Genomic DNA, 24,633 nt, shown 5'->3' with positions numbered 1-24,633 from the left:
GGTGTGTCTCCTCCGGGGCCGCGGACCCGGAGGTCCGCGGCACGGTAAGGGTGGGCTGTGGAGGTGGGCGGGGCGGGGCGGGGCCTCAGGCGGCTTCCGCCGCCACCGCGGTGGTGGCGAGTTCGGCGATGGTCTGCTTGCGGAACACGTCCCTGGCGGAGATCACCAGCCCGGCCTTCTTCGCCCGGGCGACCACCCTGATGCCGAGGATGGAGTCCCCGCCCAGCTCGTAGAAGTTGTCGGTGACTCCGACGGCCGGGATGCCGAGCACGTCGGACCAGATCTGGGCGAGCAGCCGCTCGGTGCCCGTACGGGGCTCCAGGGTGCCCGCGGGGGCGGCGGCGTGCTCGGGGGCGGGCAGGGCCTTGCGGTCGACCTTGCCGCTCGGGGTGAGCGGGAACTGCTCCAGGCACACGACGGCGGACGGCACCATGTGGACGGGCAGCCGGGCGGAGACGAACTCCCGCAGCTCTGCCGGCTGCGGGTGGTGTCCCGCGGCGGCGGGGGTCACGTAGCCGACGAGGCGCTTGTGCTCGCCGTCGGCCAGGGCCAGGACCAGGGCCACCCCGACCTCGGGGTGCTGCTGGAGGACGAGTTCGATCTCGCCGGGCTCGATGCGGTAGCCGCGGACCTTCACCTGGTGGTCGGCCCGGCCCACGTACTCGATGACTCCCGCGCTGGTCCAGCGCACCAGGTCGCCGGTGCGGTACATGCGGTGGTCCGGGGCCTCGCCGTGCGGGTTGTCCAGGAAGCGGTCCGCGGTCAGCTCGGGCCGGTTGAGGTAGCCCTGGGCGACGCCCGGGCCGGCGATGAACAGTTCGCCGGCCACCCCGATCGGCGCCGGCCGCAGCCGCTCGTCGAGCACGTAGGCGGTGGTGTTGGCGACGGCGCGGCCGATCGGGACGGGCATGTTCTCGTCCGCCTCGCGGATGAGGTGCCAGGTGCCGAGGACGGCGGTCTCGGTGGGCCCGTAGAGGTTCACGAGCCGCTGCGGCGGCGCGGCCGCCAGTACCTCGGCCACGCGGACGGAGTTGGCCGCCTCGCCGCCGAAGAGCACGTGGCGCAGTGCCCCGAAGGCGTACGGGTCGGCGGCGACGATCTGGTTGAAGACGGCGGTCGTCACGAACAGCGTCGTGACGCCGCCCCGGCGCAGTGCGGCGGTGAGCTCCGCCGGGTCCAGCAGCGTGTCCTTGTCGATGACGACCATCCGGCTGCCCGCCAGGAGGGGGCCCCAGATCTCCAGGGTGGCCGCGTCGAAGGTGACGTCCGAGCCCTGGGCCATGACGTCGTCCGGGCCCAGCGACACCCAGTCGGCGTTGCGGAACAGCCGGACGACGGAGCGGTGGCCGATCACGGCGCCCTTGGGCGTACCGGTGGAGCCCGACGTGTACATGATGTACGCGGGGTCGTCGGCGGTGACGCGGACGTCCGGGGCGCCGGCCGGCTGGGCGGCGATCGCCTCGTCCTGCTCGTCCAGGGAGATCATCCGCGTGCCGGCGGACGGCAGTTTGCCGGTGAGCCAGGACTCGGTGAGGCACAGCGGCACTTCGGCGTCGGAGAGCATGAAGCCCAGCCGGTCCCCGGGGTAGTCGGGGTTGAGCGGCAGGTAGGCGCAGCCGGCCTTCAGGACGCCGAGCAGCGCGGTGACGAGCTCGGGGCCGCGGGGCAGGCAGACGGCGATGAAGGTGCCGGGCCGGACCCCGTCGGCGACGAGGAGGTGGGCGAGCCGGTTCGCGCGGGCGTCCAGCTCGGCGTAGGTCAGCGTCTCCAGGCCGGCGCTGACGGCGACGGCGTCGGGGCGCAGGCGCGCCTGTTCGGCGACGAGCTCGTGGACGCAGCTGTCGGCGGGGAACTCGGCCCGGTTGACGGCCCATTCGGTGGTGAGGAGGCGCAGCTCCTCCTCGTCGGCGAGCGGCAGCTCCTCCACGGCGGTGTCCGGGTCGGCCGCGGCGGCGTCGAGCAGCACCGACAGGTGGCGGGCGAGCACCTCCACGGTGACCGCGTCGAAGAGGGCGCCGTCGTACTCCAGGGTGCCGTCCAGGTCGCCCGTGGCGGTCTCGGTGAACTCCACGGTGATGTCGTAGGCGGCGGGCACGCCGGGCGCGGGGAAGGCCCGTACGTCAAGTCCCGGCGACTGCACGGGGCCTGCCGCCGTGGCGGCGTCGCGCAGCACCACCATCACCTGGACGGCGGGGGTGTCGCCGGCGTCCTTGCCCTCGCCGAGGGCGGTGCGGACCTGCTCGAAGGGCACGTCCTCGTGGGCGGCGGCCTCGGCGAGGGTGGCGCAGGTCTGCGCCAGCAGCTCGGTGAACGGCGCTTCGGAGCGTACGTGGGCGCGCAGCAGGAGCGGGTTGTCGAAGGCGCCGACCAGGCCGTCGAGCACCGGCTGGGGGCGGCCGTCCGCGAGGGTGCCCAGGGCCAGGTCCTCCTGGCCGGTGTGCCGGGAGAACAGCACCTGGCAGGCGGCGAAGAGGCCGGCGAACAGGGTGCCGCCGTGCGCCTCGGAGGCCGCGGCGAGGCCCTTGACGGCCCCGGCGGGCATCCGGAACCCGTGGTGGGCGGCGGCCGCGCCGCGGGCCCGGGAGCGGGGCCGGTCGGTGGGCAGCCGCAGGGCGGGCAGGCCGGCGAGGTGGCCGCGCCAGTGCTCCAGCTGCGCGGCGAGGTCGGCCTCGGTGAGGCGTGCGCGCTGCTCGGCCGCGTACTGCGCGTACCGGACCGCGAGTTCGGGCAGCCGGGCGGGCCGCGCGGAGACGGCCGCCGCGTACAGCTCGGTCAGTTCCGCGACGAGGAGCGCCCGGGAGCGGGTGTCCACGGCGATGCGGTGGGCGCTCAGCACCAGCACGTGCTCGTCGGCGCCGAGGCGGACGAGGAGGGAGCGCAGCAGCGGGCCGGAGGCGAGGTCGTACGGCCTGGCGGCCAGTTCCGCGATGCGGGCGTCGAGCCTACGGGCGCGCTCGGGTTCGGGCAGCGCCGCCAGGTCGGCGGATTCCAGCTCCAGCGGGCCGGCCGGCCAGACCTTCTGCACGGGCCGGCCGTCGGCCTCGGCGAAGGTGGTGCGCAGGGGCTCGTGCCGGGCCGCCAGGAGCCGCAGGGCCCCGGTGAGTTCGGTGCGGTCGAGGGTGCCGGTCAGCCGGAGCGCGAGGACCGGGTGGTGACCGTACGCCCCCTCGTGCGGGTGTCCGGACCGGATGAGCTCCTGCCCGATGGTGAGCGGCAGCCGGTCGTTCCCGGTCGTCCCGTCGGTCATCCCTTCGTTCCTTTCATGTCCATCTCTTCCATCAGGTCGAGCAGTTCGGGGGTGACGAATTCGTCGATCGGGCAGACACCGGACAGCGTCGAGAAGTACCGGTCCGTCAGTTCACCGCTGGTGGCGATGGCGCGCAGCAGGTCCAGGTGGTGGGCGGGCGGGTCCAGCCGGGCCGTCTTGAGGGTGGCCCGGTACTCGGGCGTGAGGGCCTCGGTCCGCTGTTCGGCGTAGGTGTCGAGGGCCGTCCGCAGCCGGTCGGGGTCGTGCAGGCCGTCGCCGATGCAGTCCGCGAGCAGCTGGGCCTGGTGGAAGCCGTCGGTGATCCCGCGTGCGGTGATCGAGTCCTTGTGGTGGGCGGCGTCGCCGACGAGCACCCAGCCGGGCCCGGTGGCCTGCCGGAAGAAGTTGCGCTGGTCGCCGGTGCCGTAGACGCGTTCCAGCCGGGCCCCGTCCGCCATTTCCTGGCGCAGTTCGGGGGCCGTCTTCTCCACGTTCGTGAGCAGGGCGTTGAGGGCGTCGCCGCGGACGCTGTGGAACTGGTCCTGGGGGAGGTAGCCGGCGACGAGCGTCGCCCCGTCGTTGGTGGGTACGGTGCCGACCCAGTGCCCGGGGGTGTCGTACAGCCGGAATCCGGGTTGCAGGCCGGACCAGTAGGAGTAGTAGGCGCACGTCGAGGTCGGGTCCTCGACGACGAGCGGGGCGCCGGCCTTCGCGGCGACGGTGGAGCGCATGCCGTCGGCGCCGACGACGAGGGTGGCCCGCTCGACGGTGCCGGTGGAGCCGAGCCGGACGCCGACGACGCGGTCCCCGTCGAAGACGAGGTCGCTGACCGAGCAGTTCTCGCGGAATTCGACGCCCGCGTCGACGGCGCCCTGCGCGAGGATCGGGTCGAGGAGGTAGCGGCGGGGCGCGTAGGCGGCGCGCTGCCCGTCGGCGGCCCAGGAGCAGCCGTCGAGCCGGATGTCGCCGTGGGTGTAGCGGACGCGGTCGAGGGCGGGGGCGCCGGTGGCCACGACGGCGGGCAGCAGGCCCCACCGGGCGAGGGCGGCGACCCCGGGCTGATGGATGTAGAGCGTGGAGAGGGTGTCCTTGGGGAAGGTGCCGCGCTCGACCATGAGCACCCGGTAGCCGGCGCGCGCGAGCAGCATCGCGGCCGGAGCCCCGGCGCACCGAGCGCCGACCACAATCACGTCGTAGTGGGTCAAAAGATGCTCCTTGTCCTGTGCCGGCCCCGGTGGCGGGCGTTACGGGGATGCGTGGGGGGCGGGTACGGGGCCGGCGGCCCGGACCGGTCGGGTCCGGGCCGCCGGCCGGCTAGTTCACCCGGATGGGCAGCTTCCAGACCCCGGTGAACTCCGGGGAGGTGAGGAAGGTGGGCTTGTCGTCCGGGTCCACCCGCAGCTTGGGGAAGCGGTCGAACAGGATGTTCATGGCGATCCGCCCCTCCAGCCGGGCGAGCGGGGCACCGAGGCAGAAGTGGATGCCGCGGCCGAAGCCGATCTGCGGGTTGGGGGTGCGGGCCGGGTCGAAGACGTCCGGGTTCTCGAACACCCGGGCGTCCCGGTTGGCGGCCGAGAACCAGACCTCCAGCACGTCGCCCTCGGGCACCTTCACCCCGGCGATCTCCACGTCGCGGGTGGTGACCCGGTAGCCCGCGGCGAGCGGGCTCAGGTAGCGCAGCGACTCCTCCAGCAGGGTCGGCACCAGCGAGCGGTCCGCCCGCACCTGTTCGTCGACGTCCGGGAAGGCGTCCAGGCACAGGATGGTGTTGCCCAGCAGCATCGTCGTGGTGATGTGGCCGGCCGAGATCAGCAGATTGGCGAAGTTCACGATCTGCCGGTCGGTCAGCCGCTCCCCGTCGACCTCCGCCTCGACGAGCCGGGACAGCAGGTCGTCCTGCGGTTCGGCGCGCCGCTGGGTGACGAGGTCGAGGATGTAGAAGCCCATCGCCATGGCCGCTTCGGCCTGGGTGTCGAGGGACTCCTCCTGTGCCTGGTCGCCCTGGTGCGTGGTGAGCTGGGTGCTCGCCATGAGCGACTGGTCGGCCCATTCCTTGAGGAGCTCGCGGTCCTCGCGGGGGATGCCGAGCATGTCGCAGATGACGATCACGGGCAGCGGGTAGGCCAGTGCCTCCGCGAGGTCGAAGGTGTCGCCCTTGACCTCGTCGAGCAGCTCGTGGGTGAGCGCGGTGATGCGCGATTCGAGCTCGGCCACCATCTTCAGGGTGAAGGTGCGTCCCACCAGCTTGCGCAGCTTCTGGTGCTCGGGCGGGTCCGCCTGGGTCAGGTTCCCGTCGAAGGCGACGGCCGCCTGTTCCGGGCTGACGTAGCGCGCGGCCACCTCGGAGGAGTACGTGGCGGGATCGCTGAGGATCTCCAGCGTCTCCGGGTACCCGTAGACGTGCCACATGCCGACCTCGGGGTCGTACTCGATCGGCGCCTCGGGCTGGATCCCGCGCAGCCAGAAGTGCCGTGGATGCATCTCCCACTTGGCGAGGGGGCTGGTCGTACCGGTCATCGGGGGTCTCCTTCGGTGGCCCGGTCACGGGCCGCAGAGTGGCGCCTCATCGGACGAGGAGCGGGAGCTCCGAGGTCGAGATGACATGGGGCAGCGGCAGGAAGGCCGGCGGGTTGTCCGGGTCCGTCCGCATCTTCGGGAAGCGGTCCAGCAGGATGTCCGTCGCGATCCGGCCCTCCATCCGGGCCAGCGGGGCGCCGAGGCAGAAGTGGATGCCCCGGCCGAAGCCGATGTGCGGATTGGGGTCGCGGTACGGGTCGAACAGGTGCGGGCGGGTGAACTGGCGCTCGTCCCGGTTGGCCGCCGACAGCGAGATGGCGACCAGCTGTCCCGGGTGCACCTTCACGCCGGCGAGCTCGCCCTCGGCGACGCAGGCCTTGTAGGCCGTCGCGATCGGGCTCAGGTAGCGCAGCGACTCCTCGATCAGACCGGGGGTGAGGCCCGGGTTCCCGCGGACCGCGGCCAGGTGCTCCGGGAAGGCGTCCAGGCACAGGAGGGTGTTGCCGAGCAGCGCGCTGGTGGTGGCGTGTCCGACGACGAGCAGCTCGTTGGCGAAGTTCACCACCGCGTTGTCGCTCAGCCGCTCCCCGTCGACCTCCGCCTCGACCAGCTTGGTCAGCAGGTCCTCGCGCGGCTTGAGCCGGCGCTCGGCGGCGTGCTCCCGCAGGTACTGGAACATCTCCGGGATCACGCGCATGGCGGCCTGGGCGTCGACGTCCTCGTCCAGGTCGCGGTCGCCGGAGGTGAGGGCGACCGCGCTGTGGGCCATCCGGTCGACCCACGTCTTGAACAGGTCGCGGTCGCTCTGCGGTACGCCGAGCAGCTCGGAGATGACGATGATCGGCATCGGGTAGGCGAGGTCGTTCACCATCTCGATGCTGTCCTGGTCGGACACCTGGTCGAGGAGTTCGTGGGTGATCTCGACCATCCGCGGTTCCAGGGCCGCGACCATCCCGCGGGTGAACGCCTTGCTGATGATCTTGCGCAGCTTGGTGTGGTCCGGCGGGTCGGACTGGAGCAGGGTGCCGTCGCTGAACTCGGGGTCGATCTCCACGTCGCCCGCGATCAGTTCGGCGACGTCGCTGGAGTACGTCCCCGGATTGGCGACGACCTCCAGCACCTCCTTGTAGCCGTACACGTTGACGATGCCGTAGTCGTTGACCTCGACCGGGTGCTCGGGCTTGTGGCCGCGCAGCCAGAAGAACTCCGGATTGATGCCCATGCGGTCGACGAAGGCCGCCGCTTCCTTCGCGTCCGCGCCGGCGGATGTCCCGGTCATGGTCAGTTCCCCTCAAGGTGGAGGTTGATGATGCGGGCGATCTCGGCCGCGGGCTGGGCCTTCGGCATGCCCATGTGCGTGGCGTCGATGTCGTGTTCGTGGATGGTGCCGCCGATGTGCGGGGCCCAGATCGCCGCGTAGGACTCGTCCGGGTTCTGTGTGGCGTTGAAGAACACCGCGTCGCCGTCGTAGACGGGCGAGTCCCACTCCAGCAGCATCTCGGCGTGCGACTTGAAGAGGTGGCTGCCGTTCTCCACCAGCGCCTCGCGGTCCTCGTCCACTCCGGAGCCGATGAAGAACTCCTTGAAGAACTCGCGGACCTCCGGCATGTTCACCGGGTCCTCGATGTGCCGGAACCAGCCGCTCGGCGGGCTGTCCATGAGGGCCAGCAGCGCCACCTCGTGTCCCCGCTGCTTCAGTGCCGCGGCGAGGGCGTGGGCGTAGGTGCCGCCCGTGGAGTGCCCGACGAAGTGGTACGGGCCCTCCGGCTGGACCGCCAGGATCTGCTCCAGGTAGTCGTCGAGCATCGCCTGGGTGGACTCGGCCCGGCCCGCGCCGTCGAAGCCGCGGCCCTGGATGCCGTACACCGGCCGGTCGCCGAGGAGCTGCGCGAGGCCCACGTAGGACCAGCACAGTCCGACACCCGGGTGGACGAACCACAGGGGCGGCTTCGTGCCCTCGGTGCGCATCGGCAGGACGACCGCGAACGGGTCGGCGAAGACGGGCGCCTGGGCCGTCTTGACCTGGGACTCCAGGTACTCGGCCAGCTTCGCCACCGTGGTGGCGCCGAACATCACGCGGATCGGGACCTTGGCCCCGAGGACCGCGCGGATCCGGCTGATCAGGCGGGTCAGGCGCAGCGAGTGACCGCCGAGGTCGAAGAAGTCGTCGTCGATGCCGACCTTCTCCAGTTCGAGCGCCTCGGCGAACAGCTTCGCCAGGGTGGTCTCCAGCGGGTTGCGCGGCGCACGGTAGTCCGCTCCGCCGGTGAACTCCGGGTCGGGCAGGGCCTCCCGGTCCAGCTTGCCGTTCGGGGTGAGCGGCAGCTTCTCCAGCGTGACGAAGGCCGACGGGACCATGTACTCCGGCATCCGGCTGGTGAGGTGCTTGCGCAGGGCCTCGGCCACCACGCTCTCGCCCGGTGCGGGGACGACGTAGGCGACGAGCTGCTTGTCGCCGGCCAGGTTGTCCCGGGCGGTGACCACGCCGTGGTCCACCGTCGGGTGGGCCGTCAGCGCGGACTCGATCTCGCCGAGCTCAATGCGGAAGCCGCGGATCTTGATCTGGTTGTCCGTGCGGCCGCGGAACACCAGCTCACCGTCGCGGGTCCACTCGACCAGGTCGCCGGTGCGGTACATCCGCTCGCCGGGCTCGCCGAACGGGCAGGCCACGTACCGCTGGGCGGTCAGCTCCGGCCGGCCGACGTAGCCGCGGGTCAGACCCGCACCGGCGATGTAGAGCTCACCGGGTACGCCCGGCAGGACCGGCCGCAGCGCGGAGTCCAGGACGTACACCCGGGTGTTGCGGATGGGGCGGCCGATCGACACGGTGGTCTCGGCGGTGAGCTCGCTCACCGTCGCGCCGATGGTCGTCTCCGTCGGACCGTAGCCGTTGAACATGCGGCGTCCGGCCGACCAGGTGGCCACGAGCTCCGGCGAGGTGGCCTCACCGGCCACCATCAGGGAGGCGACGGTGGACAGCGAGCCCGCCGGCATGGCGGCCAGCACCGTGGGCGTCAGGATCGCGTGGGTCACCCCGTACGTGTCGGCGGTCTCGGCGAGCGGGGCCCCCGGCGTGAGCCGGTCCGGGTCCGCCATGACCAGGGCGCCCCCGGCGAACAGCGACATGCACATCTCGGCGACGGAGATGTCGAAGCTCGGCGAGGCGAACTGCAGGACCCGGCTGCCGGCGTCGATGCCGAGCAGTTCCGTCACCTCCGCGACCATGTTGGCGAAGCCGGTGTGGGTGACGGCCACGCCCTTGGGCCGGCCCGTGGATCCCGAGGTGTAGATGACGTAGGCGGTGTTGGCCACCACGAGCGGGCTCAGCCGCTGCGCGTCCGTCAGCACGGCGTCGTCCGTCCCGGCCAGGGCCTCGGCGAACTCGGGGGCGTCCAGGACCAGCAGCTGCGAGGGCAGGTCGGGCAGCCGCTCCGCCGTGGCCCCGTCGGTCAGGATCAGCCCGATCGCCGAGTCCTCGACCATGTACGTGAGCCGGTCGGCCGGGTAGGCCGGGTCCAGCGGGAGGTAGGCGCCGCCCGCCTTCGTCACGGCGAGGACCGCCACCGGCCACTGCGGCGAGCGCCGCAGGGCCACGCCCACGACCGTCTCCGGGCCGACCCCGCGCTCGACGAGGGCTCGCGCCAGCCGGTTGGCCCGCGCGTCCAGTTCCCCGTAGGTCACCTTCTCGTCCTCGAAGAGCACCGCGACCTCGTGCGGGGCCTCGGCGGCCTTCCGCTCGAACAGGGCGGGCAGGGTGAGGGCCGGGGTCTGCGTCGCCGTCTCGTTGAAGGCGAGGAGGATCCGCTCGCGCTCCGCCTCGTGCAGCACGTCCAGCGCGCCCACCGGGATCTCCGGGTCGGCGATCAGCTGCCGCAGGATGTGCAGCACCCGCTCGGCGATCCGCTCCACCGTCTCCGCGCTGATGGCCTGCCGCTGGTACTGCAGGATCATGCGCAGGTAAGGCTCGGCGTCGGCCGCCAGACCCACCAGGTACGCGGCGCCCGCGGACGGACGGATCCCGGTGAACGAGACGCCGGCCGCGGTGTTGGCCGCGCCCAGGGCCTCCTTGTCGACGGGGAAGGACTGGAACAGCACGATGGTGTTGAAGAGTTCCTTCAGGCCGGCCTCCCGCTGGATGCGGTGCAGCCCGAAGTGGTGGTGGTCCAGCAGCGCGGTCTGCCGCTCCTGGAGGTTCTTCAGCACCTGGCCGAGGGTGTCGCTCGGCGCGTACTCGGCGCGGATGGGCAGGGAGTTGACGAACAGACCCACCATCTGGTCGACGCCGGGCACCTCGGCCGGGCGGCCGGAGACCGTGGTTCCGAAGATCACGTCCCGCTTTCCGGTGAGCTGGCCGAGCATCAGCGCCCACACGCCCTGGACCAGGGTGCCCATCGACACGCCCAGTTCGGCGGCGCGCTTCTTGAGCGCACGGGCCTCGTCCAGCGGCAGCGGGACGTCGACCTGCCCGACACGGGCGTCGTCGCCGGCGTCCTCCGGGGTCTCGGCGGCGAGCAGGGTGGCCTCGCCGACGCCCTCCATCTCCTTGGCCCAGGCCGCGGCGGCCGCCTTGTCGTCCCGCCGGGACAGCCAGCGCAGGAACTCCCGGTACTCGGGCACGCGCGGCTGCTCGGAGGCATCGCCCCCGGACGCGTACAGGTACGCGAGGTCCCGTACGAGCAGGGGGAACGACCATCCGTCGAAGAGCGCGTGGTGCACGGTCAGCACCAGCTCGGAGGTCTCCTCCGCCAGCCGGACCAGCGAGGCCCGCAGCATCGGGGGCCTGGCCGGGTCGAACTGCGCGTAGTGGTCCTCGGCGAGGATCCGCTCCAGCCCCTCCTCGCGGCCCGCCTCGTCGAGCTCGCGCAGGTCGGCGACGCGCCAGGGCAGTTCGACCTCGTCGAGGACGAGCTGGGTGAGGTCGCCGCTCGCGTCGGTGACGAAGGCGGTGCGCAGGTTGGCGTACCGGTCGAGGAGGGCCTGCGCGGCGACGCGCATCCGGGCCGGTTCGACCTGGCCCTGGACGTGGAAGGCCACCTGCACGATGTGCGGGTCGAAGGCGTTCTCCTCCAGGCGCATGGTCTCGAAGAGCAGGCCGAACTGGAGCGGGGTCAGCGGCCAGACGTCGGCCAGACCCGGGTACTGCGCCTCCCAGTTCTCGATCTCGCCCTGGGTCATGCGGACCAGCGGCACGTCCGAGGGGGTCAGGCCGCCGGCGCCGGGGGTGGCGACGTGGTGGGCGAAGCCCTCCAGGGCGCGGACCCACAGGTCGGCGAGTGCCTGGGCCTCGGCCTGGGTGAGCACGCCGGCCGGGTAGGAGACCCGGGCATGGAAGCGCGGGCCCCGGTCGGTGTCGGTGACGTAGGCGCTGATCTCGACCGTGGAGAGCGCGGGCATGTCCGCGTCCAGGTCGGCGGCGAGGCCGAGCGCGTCGGCGGCCAGGTTCCAGCCCGTGCCCTGCTGCCCGTCGGCGGTGTCGCCGGCGGCGACCCGTCCCAGGTAGTTGAAGGAGATCTGGGGCGTGGCCCGCCAGTCGAGTTCGGCGGCGGTGGACGGGTTGAGGTAGCGCAGGAGGCCGAAGCCGACGCCCTTGTCGGGGATGGCCAGGAGCTGTTCCTTCACGGCCTTGAGCACGCCGCCCGCGGCGCCGCCGCCGGCGAGTGCCTCCTGCACGTCGTGACCGGCGAGGTCGAGCCGTACGGGGAACATGCTGGTGAACCAGCCCACCGTGCGGGACAGGTCGGCGCCGGGCACGACCTGCTCCTCGCGGCCGTGTCCTTCGAGCCGGATCAGCGTCGAGGACTCCTCGACGCCCCGGTCGGCGCGCCACTGCGTCACCGCGAGGGCGAGGGCGGCCAGCAGGCCGTCGTTGACCCCGCCGTGGAAGGCGGTGGGCACCGCCGTCAGGAGCGCCTCGGTGACCTGCTCCGGGAGCTCCAGGGAGACCGTCTCCACGGTGGACATGACGTCCACCGCGGGGTTCAGGGCCCGCGAGCCGAGCACCGGGTCGTTGCAGTCCACGATCTCGGACCACTGGGCCAGTTCGGCGATGCGGTCCGGGTCGGACGCCTCGTCGAGGAGCGCGTGCGCCCAGCGGCGGGCGGAGGTGCCGACCGCGGGCAGGCTCGGGGCGGAGCCGGCGACGATCTGCTCCCACGCCGTGGCGAAGTCCGGGAGCAGGATGCGCCAGGACACGCCGTCGACGACGAGGTGGTGCAGGACCACCAGCAGCCGGCCGGCGCCCTGCTCCGGGGCGAACCAGACGAACTGCGCCATGGTGCCCTCGGCCGGGTCGAGCCGGCCGGTGGCGGCGTCCAGTTCGGCCCTGGCCGTCTCCGGCCAGGCCCCGTCCCAGGTGCCCGCGCAGTCCACCCGCCGGATCAGCGCGGCCGTGTCGACCGTGCCGGGGGCGGCGATCTCCAGGCTGCCGCCGCCGTCGAGGACGAGGCGGGAGCGCAGGACGTCGTGGTGGTCGAGGACCGCGGTCAGGACCGCGGTCAGCCCTTCCTCGTCGATGTCCCGGGGCAGTTCGAGCACCGCGGACATCGAGAACCGGTTGAAGCTGCTGCCCAGTTCGAGCATGTACTTGGCGATCGGGGGCAGCGGCATGACGCCGGTGCCGCCGCCTTCCAGCTCGGCCAGGACCGGGCCCAGGTTCTGGCTGCCGGCGGCCGCGGCCAGCTCGGCGACCGTCCGCAGCTCGAAGATCTGCCGCGGGTTGACCACGACGCCCTGTGCCTTGGCGCGGGAGACGATCTGGATGGAGCGGATGCTGTCGCCGCCGATGGCGAAGAAGTCGTCGTCGATGCCGACCCGTTCCAGGCCGAGCACCTCGGAGTAGACCCCGGCCAGCACCTCCTCGGTGCGGCCCCGCGGGGCGCGGTAGCTCTCGCCGGCGAAGTCCGGCTCGGGCAGGGCCGCGCGGTCCAGCTTGCCGTTGGGGGCCAGCGGCAGCCGGTCCAGCGGCACGAGCACCGCCGGGACCATGAACTCGGGCAGCCGGCCGGTGATGAAGCGGCGCAGCTCCCGCATGGTGATGCCGGAGGTCATGTCGGCCTCGAACCGGCCCTGCGCGTCGACCTGGCCGCCGGAGTCCGGCGAGCTGACCACGTAGCCGACCAGGCGCTTGGCCCCGTCGGGGGTGTTCTGGGCGGTCACCACGGCGTGTTCCACGCCGGGGTGGGCCGTCAGCGCCGCCTCGATCTCGCCGGGCTCGATGCGGAACCCGCGGATCTTGAGCTGGGCGTCGCCGCGGCCGACGTACTCCAGCTGCCCGTCGGCCCGCCAGCGGGCCAGGTCGCCGGTGCGGTACATGCGCGATCCGGGCGCACCGTACGGGTCGGCGACGAAGCGCTCGGCGGTCAGCGCGGCGCGGCCGTGGTAGCCGCGGGACAGGTTGCCCGCCACGTAGAGCTCGCCCACGGCGCCCACGGGCAGCGGCTTCAGGCCGGCTCCCAGGACGTACGTGCGCATGTTGCCCAGGGGCGCGCCGATCGGGGCGGTGTGCGCGCCGTCCCAGTCCTCGTCGGCCGGGAGCCCGAAGGTGGTGGCGTAGAAGCTCTCGGTCTGGCCGTAGGCGTTGACCACCCGGACCCCGGGGACGGCCTCGCGGACCCGGTGGACCAGGGACGCGGGCAGGGCCTCGCCGGCGAACACCACGGCGTCCGCGGTGATCTTGCCGTTGACCTGGTCGAGGAGCTCGGCGAAGACCGAGGGGACCGTGCTGATCACGCCGCCGGTCCAGCCGCCCTGCTCGCCGATGACCAGGACGTCGCGGGCCAGTTCGACCGTGCCGCCCGCCGCCAGCGTGGTGAAGACCTCGAAGACGGAGACGTCGAAGTTGACGGAGGCGCCGGCGAGGGTGCGGGTGCCGGAGTCCACGCCGATCGTGGCGGCGAGCCGCAGCACGCCGTTGACCACGTTGGCGTGGGTGACGGTCACGCCCTTGGGCACGCCCGTCGAGCCGGAGGTGTACATCACGTACGCCGCGTGGTCGGGCAGCAGGGCCGCCGACGGCGCGGTGGCGCCGGAGCCGGCCGCGGAGCCGCCGAGGGCCAGGTCGCCGAGGTACAGGCGGGTGATCCCGGACTCCGGCAGGACGCCGGCGGTGGCCGCGTCCGTGAGCAGCAGCCTGGGCCGCGCGTCGGACAGGATGTGCTCCAGGCGCCGGCTCGGGTACTTCGGGTCGATCGGCAGGTAGGCGCCGCCCGCCTTCAGTACGCCGAGCAGGGCCGCGACCAGGTCCGCCGTCCGCGGCAGGGCGACGCCCACCACGGTCTCCGGTCCGACGCCGTGCCCGGCCAGCTCGTGGGCCAGCCGGTTCGCCCGCTCGTCCAGTTCGCGGTAGGTCAGCGATTCCTCGCCGCAGACCAGCGCGACCGCGTCGGGCCGCTCCGCGACCTGGAGCTCGAACAGCCCGGGCACGGTCACCTCGGGGGTGGGCTGCTGCGTGGCGTTGAAGTCCCGCAGCACCAGCTCGCGTTCGGCCGGCTGCACCAGCTCGACCGCGGACACCCGCTGCCCGGGGGCGGCGGCCAGCAGGCCCACCACCCGTACGAAGCGGTCGGCGACGGCCTGGGCCGTCTCCCTGTCGAAGAGGTCGGTGGCGTACTCCAGGAGACCCACCACCCCCATGCCGGGCAGGTCGGCCATGTTGAAGAACAGGTCGAACTTGGCGGTCTCGGTGCGGACCCGCTCGAACTCCACCTGCAGACCCGGCAGGGCGAAGTCCTTCCGGGCGAAGTTCTGCCAGGCGAACATCACCTGGAAGAGCGGGGAGTAGGCGGTGGACCGCTCCGGGTTCAGCACCTCCACGAGCCGCTCGAAGGGGACGTCCTGGTTGTCGTACGCGGCCAGGGACTTGCCGCGGACCCGCTCCAGCAGGTCCGTGAAGGCCGGGTTGCCCGACAGGTCGACTCGCAGCACCCAGGTGTTGACGAAGAAGCCGACCAGTTCGGCGAGGGCCTCGTCGGTGCGGTTGGCGATCGGGGAGCCGATCGTCAGGTCGTCACCGCCGCCGAGCCCGTGCAGCAGCACGGCCAGGGCGGACTGGAGCACCATCGAGGAGGTCGCTCCGTGCCGGCGCGCCAGGTCCTCGACCGCGGCCGCCACCTCGGGGGCCAGGGCGAACTCCACCGCGTCACCGCGGTGGGAGGCCTTGGCCGGACGCGGGCGGTCGGAGGCGAGCTGCAGCGGCTGCGGCACACCCGCCAGCTCCCCGCGCCAGTAGCCCACCTGTGCGGCGAGCGCGCTGGCCGGGTCCTCCTCGTCGCCGAGCACCTCGCGCTGCCACAGCGTGTAGTCCACGTACTGCACGGGGAGCTCCGCCCACTGCGGGGCGCCGCCCTCCTTGCGGGCCGCGTACGCGGTGGCGAGGTCGCGGGCCAGCGGCGCCATCGAGGAACCGTCGCTCGCGATGTGGTGGATCAGCAGGACGAGGACGTGTTCCTGCGCGCCGAGCCTGAGCACGGGAGCCCGTACGGGGATCTCCGTGGCCAGGTCGAAGAGGTGCGCGGAGGCCTCGGCCATGGCGTCGGCCAGGCCGCCCTGCGCGACCTCCACGAGCGGGACGTGCAGCTGCGCCTCGTCGGCCGGCAGCACGTGCTGGGCCGGGACGCCGTCGGCGTCCTCGACGATCAGCGTGCGCAGGCTCTCGTGGCGGGCCACGACGTCGCGCAGCGCGGCCTCCAGCGCCGGCAGGTCCAGCTCACCGGTCAGGCGGAGCGGGAAGGGCGCGTTGTAGGTGGCCGAGGGGCCCTCGAAGCGGTCGATGAACCACAGGCGGCGCTGGGCGAACGACAGCGGTACGGAGTCCGGGCGCTCGGCGGTGCGCCGCAGCGGCGGCCGCACGGGCGCTCCGGCGGCGAGGTGCTCGACCAGCTCCACGACCGTGGGCGCCTCGAACACGACCCGGATGGGCAGTTCGACGTCGAGGACCTGGCGGATCCGGCTGACCAGGCGGGTGGCCAGCAGGGAGTGGCCGCCCAGGGCGAAGAAGTCGTCGTCGATGCCGACCCGGTCCAGGCCGAGCACCGCCGCGAACAGGCCGCACAGGACCTCTTCCTGCGGGGTGCGCGGGGCCCGGCCGGTGGCCGCCGCCGCGAAGTCCGGGGCGGGCAGGGCCCGCTGGTCCAGCTTCCCGTTGGGGGTCAGCGGCACCTCGGCGATGGCGACGACGGTGGACGGCACCAGGTGCTCGGGCAGCCGGTCCTTCAGGTAGCCGCGCAGGGCTCCCACGAGCGTGCCGATCCGGCCCGCGGCGGCCGGCTCGTTGGCCAGCGTCCGGTCGGCCCGGCCCGAGGGCGTGAACCCGCCGGTCAGGACCTGGTCCGTGACGGGGCCGGCCGGGAAGAAGACCGCGTCGAAGCACTCGGCCGCGGCGGCCGACCAGGTGAGCAGGACGCCCCAGCCGCGCTCGGCGGCCCATTCCCGCAGGTCCTGCGGGTCGAGGACCGGGCCGGAGGCGGCGGGCGCGGAGATCACGCCCACGGCCGCGGCGGACTCCACCTCGTCGGCGAGCCGCGCGTTGGGGATGCGGGTGACGCGTACGGGCTGCTCGCCGCCCGCGCGGACGAAGTCCTCCAGGCCGAAGAGGTCGTCGACCTGGCGGCCCCACTGCCGGGCCGGGACCTCGCCCAGCGGGAGCGCGGCCACGGGCGCCTTGTGGAGCAGCACCTCGTAGCGGTGGCGGGTCAGCTCGTTGTGCGGACGGCCGGCCTTCAGCCGGATGTCCACGCCGCCCGCGCCGTGCCGCTCGGCCCACCGGGTGAACCACTCGGGGTCGAGGACGAGTTCCTTCTCCATGAGGATGGCACGGGCGACCGCGGCCCGGCTCACCGAGGCGGAGGCCTCGGGGTGCAGCGCGCGCTGGACGCCGGAGCGGAAGAGCCGCAGGGTGGCGGCGTTGCGGACGTCGCCGACGAGGATCCGGCCGCCGGGTGCCAGCAGTTCCATCGCGTTGGCGAGGACCAGGTCCATGTACTCGGCGTCCGGGAAGTACTGGACGACCGAGTTGACGACCACGAGGTCGAAGTGCTCGCGCGGCAGGCCGGCGATGTCGTCGCCGTTCTGGTGCCGCAGGTGCACGCGGTCGCCGAAGCCGGTCTGCTCCACCTGTACGAGCAGCCGGTCGATGACCGCGGCCGACATGTCGGTGCCCCAGTACTCCTCCACCTGCCCGAGGGTCTGCGACATCAGCAGGCCGGTGCCGACGCCGATCTCCATGACGCGGCGCGGCGACCAGTTGGTGATCTGCTCCACCGCGGCGTCGCGCCACACGGCCATCTCGTCGAGCGCGATGGGCTGTCCGCCGGTGTAGCTGGAGTTCCAGCCGGTGAAGTCCTCGCCCCAGGCGGCGTCGGAGACGGCGTAGAGGTCGTCGTAGATCTCCTCCCACTCGTCGACCTGCTCGGCAGCGCCGGAGGTGTCGGAGCCGTCCACGCGCGGGACCACGTAGCCGACCAGACGGCGTTCGCCGGCCTGGTCCTCGTTCCACGTGACGACGGCCTGGGCGACGCCGGGGTGGGCGGCCAGGGCGGCCTCGACCTCGGCGGGCTCGATGCGGAAGCCGCGGATCTTGACCTGGGTGTCCACCCGGCCGCGGAAGACGAGGGCGCCGTCCGGGGCCCAGGCGACCACGTCACCGGTGCGGTACATCCGCTCGCCGGGCTCGCCGAAGGGCGAGGCCACGAAGCGCTCGGAGGTCAGCGCGGACCGGTGGGCGTAGCCGCGGGCCAGGCCGGCTCCCGCGATGTAGAGCTCGCCGGCCACGCCGGGGAGCGTGGGGCGCAGGCCCGCGTCGAGGACGTAGACCCGCATGTTGTCCATCGGGCGGCCGATCGGGATCGGCTCGCCGACCCGCTCGGGGTCGGGCATGGGGTGGCTGGTGGCGAAGGTGGTGGTCTCGGTCGGGCCGTAGCCGTCGACGACCTTGAGGCCGGGGCAGGCCCGCAGGGCGCGGGTGACGGAGGCCGGGGAGACGACGTCACCGCCGGTCCACACCTCGCGGACCCCGGTGAAGCACTCCGGGTTCTCGTCGGCGATCACCTTGAACAGACCGGCGGTCAGCCACAGCGCGGTGACCCGCTGCTCGGCGATGACCGCGGCCAGCGCGCCGGCGTCCAGCTTGCCGACGGGAGCCACCACGGCGGTGCCGCCGCCCAGCAGGGGGACCCACAGCTCGTAGGTGGAGGCGTCGAAGGACTGCGCGGAGTGGACGAGGACCCGCTCGTGGGCGCCGCCCCGGTACCGGCGGTCCAGCGCCAGGCCGGACACGGCGCGGTGCGTGACGCCGACGCCCTTGGGGACGCCGGTCGAGCCGGAGGTGTACATGACGTACGCGAGCTGGTCGACGCGCCCGTGGGCGGCGGCCGGCAGGGCGTCGGCGGGGGCCGCGGCGACGGCCAGGGCCGTGTCCGCGTCGTCCAGGACCACGTACGGGCAGGTGCCGCCCGGCAGCCCCGCGACGATCTCGGAGTCGGTCAGGAGCAGGGTCGGCGCGGCGTCGCCCAGCATGAACTCGATGCGCTCGGCCGGGTACTCCGGGTCCACCGGCAGGTAGGCGCCGCCGGCCTTGAGGACGGCGAGCAGGGCCACGACCAGCTCCGTGGAGCGCGGCAGGGCCACGCCCACGACGGACTCCTGGCCGACGCCGCGTGCGGCGAGCACGTGGGCCAGCCGGTTGGCCCGGGCGTCCAGTTCGCGGTAGGTCAGGCGCTCGGCGCCGAAGGCGACGGCGATCGCGTCCGGCGTCGCGGCGGCCTGCTCCTCGAACAGTGCCGGGACGGTCTTCGCGGGGGCGGGTACGGCCGTGTCGTTGAACTCGCCGAGGAGCCGCTCGCGTTCGGCGGGCTCCAGGACGTGCACGGAGCCGACCCGGGTGTCCGGGTCCGACACGAGCTGCTGGAGTATCCGCGCGAACCGGGCGGCGATGCCCTCGACGGTCTCCGGGTCGAAGAGGTGGTGCTGGTACTGGAGCGCCACCCGCAGGTGCGGGTCGGCGAAGGCCATCACGACCAGCGGGTAGTGGGCGCCGCTGAGCGGGCTGATGCCGGTGATCGAGATGCCGGCGGCCGAGTTCGCCTCGTTGATGGCGACGCCGTCGATCGGGTACGACTCGAAGCCCACGAGGGTGTCGAAGAGTACGTTCAGCCCGATCGAGCGGTGGATGTCGAGCAGCCCGTGGTGGTGGTGGTCGAGCAGGGCGCTCTGCCGGTTCTGCAGGTCGCGCAGCAGCTCGCCGAGGGTGGCGCCGGGTCCGCACTCCACCCGGACGGGCAGGGTGTTGATGAACAGGCCGACCATCGCGTCCACTCCGGGGACGACGGGCGGGCGGCCGGAGACGGTGGCGCCGAACACCACGTCCTGGCGGCCGGTGAGCCCGGCGAGGACGAGGGCCCAGGTGCCCTGCACCAGGGTGTTGAGGGTGAGGCCCAGTTCGGCGGCGCGCCGGCCCAGGTCGCGGGCGGCGTCCGCGGACAGCGGGATGTCGATCTGGCCGATGCCGGCCGGGTCGGAGGCGGCGCCGGCCTCGGGGGCGATCAGGGTCGGCGACTCGACGCCGGCGAGCTCCGCGGCCCAGGCGCGGGCCGAGGCCTCGCGGTCCTGACCCGCCTGCCACACCAGGAAGTCGCGGTAGCCGGGCACCCGCGGCAGCGCGGAGGCGTCGCCCTCGGAGCCGTAGAGCCGCAGCAGGTCCTGCATGAGGACCGGGATCGACCAGCCGTCGAAGAGGACGTGGTGGGCGGTGAAGACCAGCTCCCAGCGGTCGGGGGCCAGCATGACGAGGGACATCCGCACGAGCGGGGCCCGGGCCAGGTCGAAGTGGGAGTTGTGGTCCTCGGTCAGGAAGCGCTTCAGCGCCTCCTCGCGGCCCTCCTCGCCGAACCCGCTGAGGTCGAGGTACTGCCAGGGCAGCTCCACGCGGTCGCGTACGACCTGCACCCGGTCCCCCGCCGCGTCGAACACGAACGCGGCGCGGAGGTTGGCGTACCGGTCGAGCAGCGCCTGGCCGGCGGCCCGCATCCGGGCCGGCTCGACCTCACCGGCGAGGTGGAAGACCAGCTGCATCTGGTACGCGTCGAAGGTGGAGCCGGCCAGCTGGGCGTGGAAGAGCAGGCCGTCCTGCATCGTGGTGAGCGGCCAGACGTCCTGCAGGCCGGGGTAGCGCTCCTCCCAGGCCTCGATCTCGCCCTGGGTCGCCCGGACCAGCGGCACGTCCGAGGGGGTCAGACCGCCCGCGGCGGGCTCGGCGGCGTGCCGGGCCAGGGCCTGGAGGGCGGTGCTCCACAGCTCGGCGAGCTCCTCGACGTCCTCCGCCCGGAGCAGGCCCGAGGGGAAGGCGAGCCGCGCGGTGAGCTGCGGGCCCTGCTCGGTGTCGGTGACGAGCGCGCCGACGTCCAGCGTCGAGAGGGCGGGCATCCGCCCGTCGGGCTGCGCGATCAGCTCGGTGGTGCCCTCGGCGAGGGTCCAGCCCAGGCCGCGCAGGTGCTCGGGCACGTCTGCGGAGGACGAGAAGCGGCCCAGGTAGTTGAAGCCGATCTGGCCTGTCGGGTACCGGCGCAGCACCTCGGCGGTCTGCGGGTTCAGGTGGCGCAGCAGGCCGTAGCCCACGCCCTTGTCCGGGAGGGAGAGGAGCTGCTCCTTGACCGCCTTGACGGCGGAGCCGGCTGCGGCGCCGCCCGCGAAGGCCTCGTCGAGGTCGATCCCTGCCAGGTCGAGGCGGACGGGGTACATGGTGGTGAACCAGCCCACCGTGCGCGACAGGTCGGCGCCGGGGGCGACGTCCTCCTCGCGGCCGTGTCCCTCGACCCGGATCAGGGCGGAGGACTCGTCGATGCCGCGGGCCCGGCGCCATTGGGCGACGGCCAGCGTCAGCGCCGCGAGCAGGCCGTCGTTGACACCGCCGTGGAAGCGGGCCGGCAGGGTGGTCAGCAGGGTCTCCGTGACCGGCACGGGGAGCTTGAGCCAGGTGTGGTCCACGGTGGACATCACGTCCACGGCGGGGTCCAGGGCCCGGGAGCCCAGGAGCGGGTCGGGGCCGGCCACGACCGAGCGCCACAGGGCGAGTTCGGCGACGCGCTCGGGCGACGACGCCTCCTCGGCGAGGGCGTGGGCCCAGCGGCGGACCGAGGTGCCCACCTCGGGCAGCTCGGGGGTGCGGCCCTCGCGGACCTGCTCCCAGGCGGTGGCGAGGTCCGGGAGCAGGATGCGCCAGGACACGCCGTCGACGACGAAGTGGTGGAGGACCAGCAGCAGCCGGCCGGCGCCCTCCTGCGGGGCGAACCAGACGAACTGCGCCATGACTCCGGCCGCGGCGTCCAGTCGGCCGGTGGCGGCGTCCAGTTCGGCGGTGGCCGTCTCGAACCACTGCTCGTCCCAGCGGCCGTCGCACTCGACGCGGTGGATCAGCGCGTCCGCGTCGACGGAGCCGGGCGCGCCGACCTCCAGGCCGGCCCGGTCCGCGCCGTCGGCGCCGTCGCCGCCGCCGCCGGCCGTGACCAGGCGGGAGCGCAGGACGTCGTGGCGGTCCAGCACCGCGCCGAGGGTGGCGGCCAGCGCGGCCCGGTCGATGCCCTCGGGCAGCTCGACGGCCATCGACATGGCGAACCGGTCGATGCCCTCGCCGAGTTCCAGCAGGTACTCGCCGATCGGCAGCAGCGGCAGCCGGCCGGCGCCGCCGCCCTCCAGCTCCGCCAGCACGGGCCCGGTGCCCGCCGCGACCCCGACGACCGCGACCGCGGCCAGTTCGGCGACGGTGCGGTGGTCGAAGATCTGGCGCGGGCTGACCTCCACGCCGCCGCCGCGGGCGCGGGAGACGACCTGGATGGAGCGGATGCTGTCGCCGCCGATGGCGAAGAAGTCGTCGTCGATGCCGACCCGGTCCAGGCCGAGGACCTCGGCGTAGACCGCGGCGAGGACCTCTTCCGCCGCGTTGCGCGGGGCGCGGTACTCGCCGCCGCTGAAGTCGGGCTCGGGCAGCGCGGCCAGGTCGAGCTTGCCGTTGGCGGTCAGCGGGAGCCGGCCGACCATGACGAAGACGGACGGGACCATGAACTCGGGCAGCCGGCCCGTGGCGAAGCGCCGGAGCTCGCGCACGGACACGCTGGTGGTCAGGTCCACGTCGAGGTCGCCGAGGCTGGCGACGGTGCCGAAGCCGCTCTGGTCGGCCTCCAGCGGGACCACGTGGCAGACGAGCTGCTTGCTGCCGCGGCCCTCGCGGATGGTGACCACGGCCTGGGCCACGCCCGGGTGGGCGGTCAGGACGGCCTCGATCTCGCCGGGCTCGATGCGGAAGCCGCGCACCTTCATCTGCGCGTCGTCGCGGCCGGCGTACTCCAGCTGTCCGGCGGCGTTCCAGCGCGCCAGGTCGCCGGTGCGGTACATGCGCGAGCCGGCCGGCCCGAAGGGGTCGGCGACGAAGCGGTCGGCGGTCAGCCCGCCGCGGCCGTGGTAGCCGCGGCCGATCTCGCCGGCTACGTACAGCTCGCCCACGACGCCGACGGGTACGGGCCGCAGGCCCGGGCCGAGCACGTAGGTGCGCACGTTGCCGAGCGGGGCGCCGATGGGGGCGCTGCCGGAGCCGTCCCACTCCTCGTCGGCGGGCAGCGCGAAGGTGGTGGCGTAGAAGGACTCGCTCTGGCCGTAGGCGTTGACGACGCGGACCCCGGGGATCGCCTCGCGGACGCGCCGCACCAGCGAGGTGGGCAGGGCCTCACCGGCGAAGACCACGGTGTCGACGGCGATGTTGCCGTTGACCTGTCCGAGGAGTTCGGCGAAGACGGACGGGACGGTGCTGATCACGCCGCCGCTCCAGCCGCCGCGCTCGCCGATCACCAGCGCGTCGCGCACCAGCTCGACGGTGCCGCCGGAGCAGAGGGTGGCGAAGAGCTCGAAGACGGACACGTCGAAGTTGACCGAGGTGCCGGCGAGCACGCGGGTCCCCGCGCCGACGCCGATCGCCGAGGCCAGCCCCAGCACGTCGTTCACCACGTTGGCGTGGGTGATCGCCACGCCCTTGGGCGTGCCCGTGGAGCCGGAGGTGTACATGACGTACGCGACCTGGCCGGGGCGGGCGGTGACCGGGGCGGCAGCCGCGTCCGCCGGCGCACCGAAGTCGATGTCGCCCAGGAACAGCTGCGGGACCTGTGTCCTCGGCAGCACGCCCACGGTCTGCTCGTCGGTGAGGATCAGCCCGGGGGCCGCGTCCTCCAGGATGAAGTCGAGCCGTCGGCTCGGGTATCTCGGGTCGATCGGCAGGTACGCGCCGCCGGCCTTGAGCACGCCGAGCAGCCCGGCCACCAGGTCCGCCGTACGCGGCAGGGCGACGCCCACGAGCGTCTCGGCGCCCACGCCGCGCGCGGCCAGCTCCTGCGCCACGCGCGAGGCCCGCGCGTCGAGTGCGCGGTAGGTGAGGACCTCGTCCCCGGCCTCCAGCGCGACCGCGTCCGGGGTGGCCGCGGCCTGCCGCTCGAAGAGCTCGGCGACGGTCAGCCCGGGCAGCTCCACCGCGGTGTCGTTGAACTCCCGTACGACGGTGTCCAGTTCGGCCTCGTCGAGGACGGGTGCCAGGGCGACCGGCCGGTCCGGGCTCGCGACGACCTCGCGGATGACCCGCAGGTAGCGGTCGACGACGGACTGCGCCGTGGAGCGGTCGAACAGGTCGGTGGCGTATTCGAGGTAGCAGAGCATGCCCGGACCGGCCGGGTCCGAGAAGTAGTTGAACTCCAGGTCGAACTTGGCCGTCGGGGTGGCGAGCACCTCGAAGCGGGCCCGCTCCAGACCCGGCAGGTCCAGCTCGATCCAGGCGTCGTTCTCCCAGGTGAACATGACCTGGAACAGCGGGTGGTAGGCGGTGGACCGCTCCGGGTTCAGGACCTCCACCAGGTGCTCGAAGGGGGCGTCCTGGTTGTCGTACGCGGTCAGCGCCTTCTGCCGGACCTGCTCCAGCACCCGGTCGAAGGTGGGCGCGCCGGAGAGGTCCGTGCGCAGCACCCAGGTGTTCACGAAGAAGCCGACCAGGTCGGCGAGCTCGTCGTCGGTGCGGCCGGCGACGGTGGAGCCGATGGCGATGTCGTGGCCGGCGCCCAGGTGCTGGAGCACCACGGCGAGGGCGGCCTGGAGCACCATCGGGACGGTCATGTCCCGCTCGCGGCCCAGGGTCTCGACGGCCGCCAGCAGCTCGGCGTCGATGGGGAAGCCGACCGTGTCACCGCGGTGGCTGGCCACCGGCGGGCGCGGGCGGTCCGAGGACAGGCGCAGCGGAGTCGGCACGCCCTGCAGCTCGCCCTGCCAGTAGGCGACCTGCGTGGAGACCACGCTGTCGGGGTCGTTCTCGTCGCCGAGCAGCTCGCGCTGCCACAGCGTGTAGTCGACGTACTGCACCGGCAGGTCCGCCCACTGCGGGGCCTCGCCGCCCAGCCGGGCGGTGTACGCGGTGGCCAGGTCGCGGGAGAGCGGCTCCATCGACTCGCCGTCGCTGGCGATGTGGTGGACCAGCAGGAGCAGGACGTGCTCCCGCTCGCCGGAGCGCAGCAGGGTGGCGCGGACCGGTATCTCGGCCGACAGGTCGAAGGTGTACTGCGCCGCCTGGAAGACGGCCTCGTCCACCCCGTCGGGGGCCACCTCGACGAGCGGTACGTCGAGCAGTGCCTCGGCCACCGGCAGCACCTGCTGCGAGGGCACGCCCTGCTCGTCCATCACGATGAGCGTACGGAGGCTCTCGTGCCGGGCCACGACATCGCGCACCGCCGACTGCAGGGCGGTCCGGTCCAGCTCGCCGGTCAACCGCACGAGGAAGGGGACGTTATACGTCGCCGACGGTCCCTCGAATCGGTCGATGAACCACAACCGACGCTGTGCGAACGACAACGGGA

5 protein-coding genes are annotated in these 24,633 nt (G+C 73.2%); all 5 read right to left on the bottom strand.

The window, feature by feature from the left end; genetic code table 11:
• Positions 1-85 precede the first annotated feature (85 nt).
• Positions 86-3,247, bottom strand: coding sequence for an amino acid adenylation domain-containing protein (locus ACFYZ4_RS17820; protein ID WP_390784300.1), 3,162 nt, complete (start codon positions 3,245-3,247; stop codon positions 86-88).
• Positions 3,244-4,452 carry an NAD(P)/FAD-dependent oxidoreductase gene (locus ACFYZ4_RS17815; RefSeq protein ID WP_390784299.1) on the bottom strand — a complete coding sequence of 403 codons (1,209 nt, stop codon included), beginning with the start codon at positions 4,450-4,452 and terminating at the stop codon, positions 3,244-3,246. The genes ACFYZ4_RS17820 and ACFYZ4_RS17815 overlap by 4 nt, the downstream gene beginning before the upstream one ends.
• Positions 4,453-4,561: 109 nt before the next feature.
• Positions 4,562-5,764 carry a cytochrome P450 gene (locus ACFYZ4_RS17810; RefSeq protein ID WP_351288642.1) on the bottom strand — a complete coding sequence of 401 codons (1,203 nt, stop codon included), beginning with the start codon at positions 5,762-5,764 and terminating at the stop codon, positions 4,562-4,564.
• A 46-nt stretch (positions 5,765-5,810) separates the two neighbouring features.
• The gene (locus ACFYZ4_RS17805; protein WP_351288644.1) at positions 5,811-7,043 is read right to left on the bottom strand and encodes a cytochrome P450; all 1,233 of its coding nucleotides are present in this window, start codon (positions 7,041-7,043) and stop codon (positions 5,811-5,813) included.
• 2 nt (positions 7,044-7,045) lie between these two features.
• Positions 7,046-24,628 carry an amino acid adenylation domain-containing protein gene (locus ACFYZ4_RS17800; RefSeq protein WP_390784298.1) on the bottom strand — a complete coding sequence of 5,861 codons (17,583 nt, stop codon included), beginning with the start codon at positions 24,626-24,628 and terminating at the stop codon, positions 7,046-7,048.
• Positions 24,629-24,633: the final 5 nt, after the last annotated feature.

This window comes from Streptomyces sp. NPDC001513 (assembly GCF_042894695.1).
Taxonomy (GTDB): Bacteria; Actinomycetota; Actinomycetes; order Streptomycetales; family Streptomycetaceae; genus Streptomyces.
Note: the sequence above shows the minus strand (reverse complement) of the source record. Positions and strands in the feature narration are given on the sequence as shown.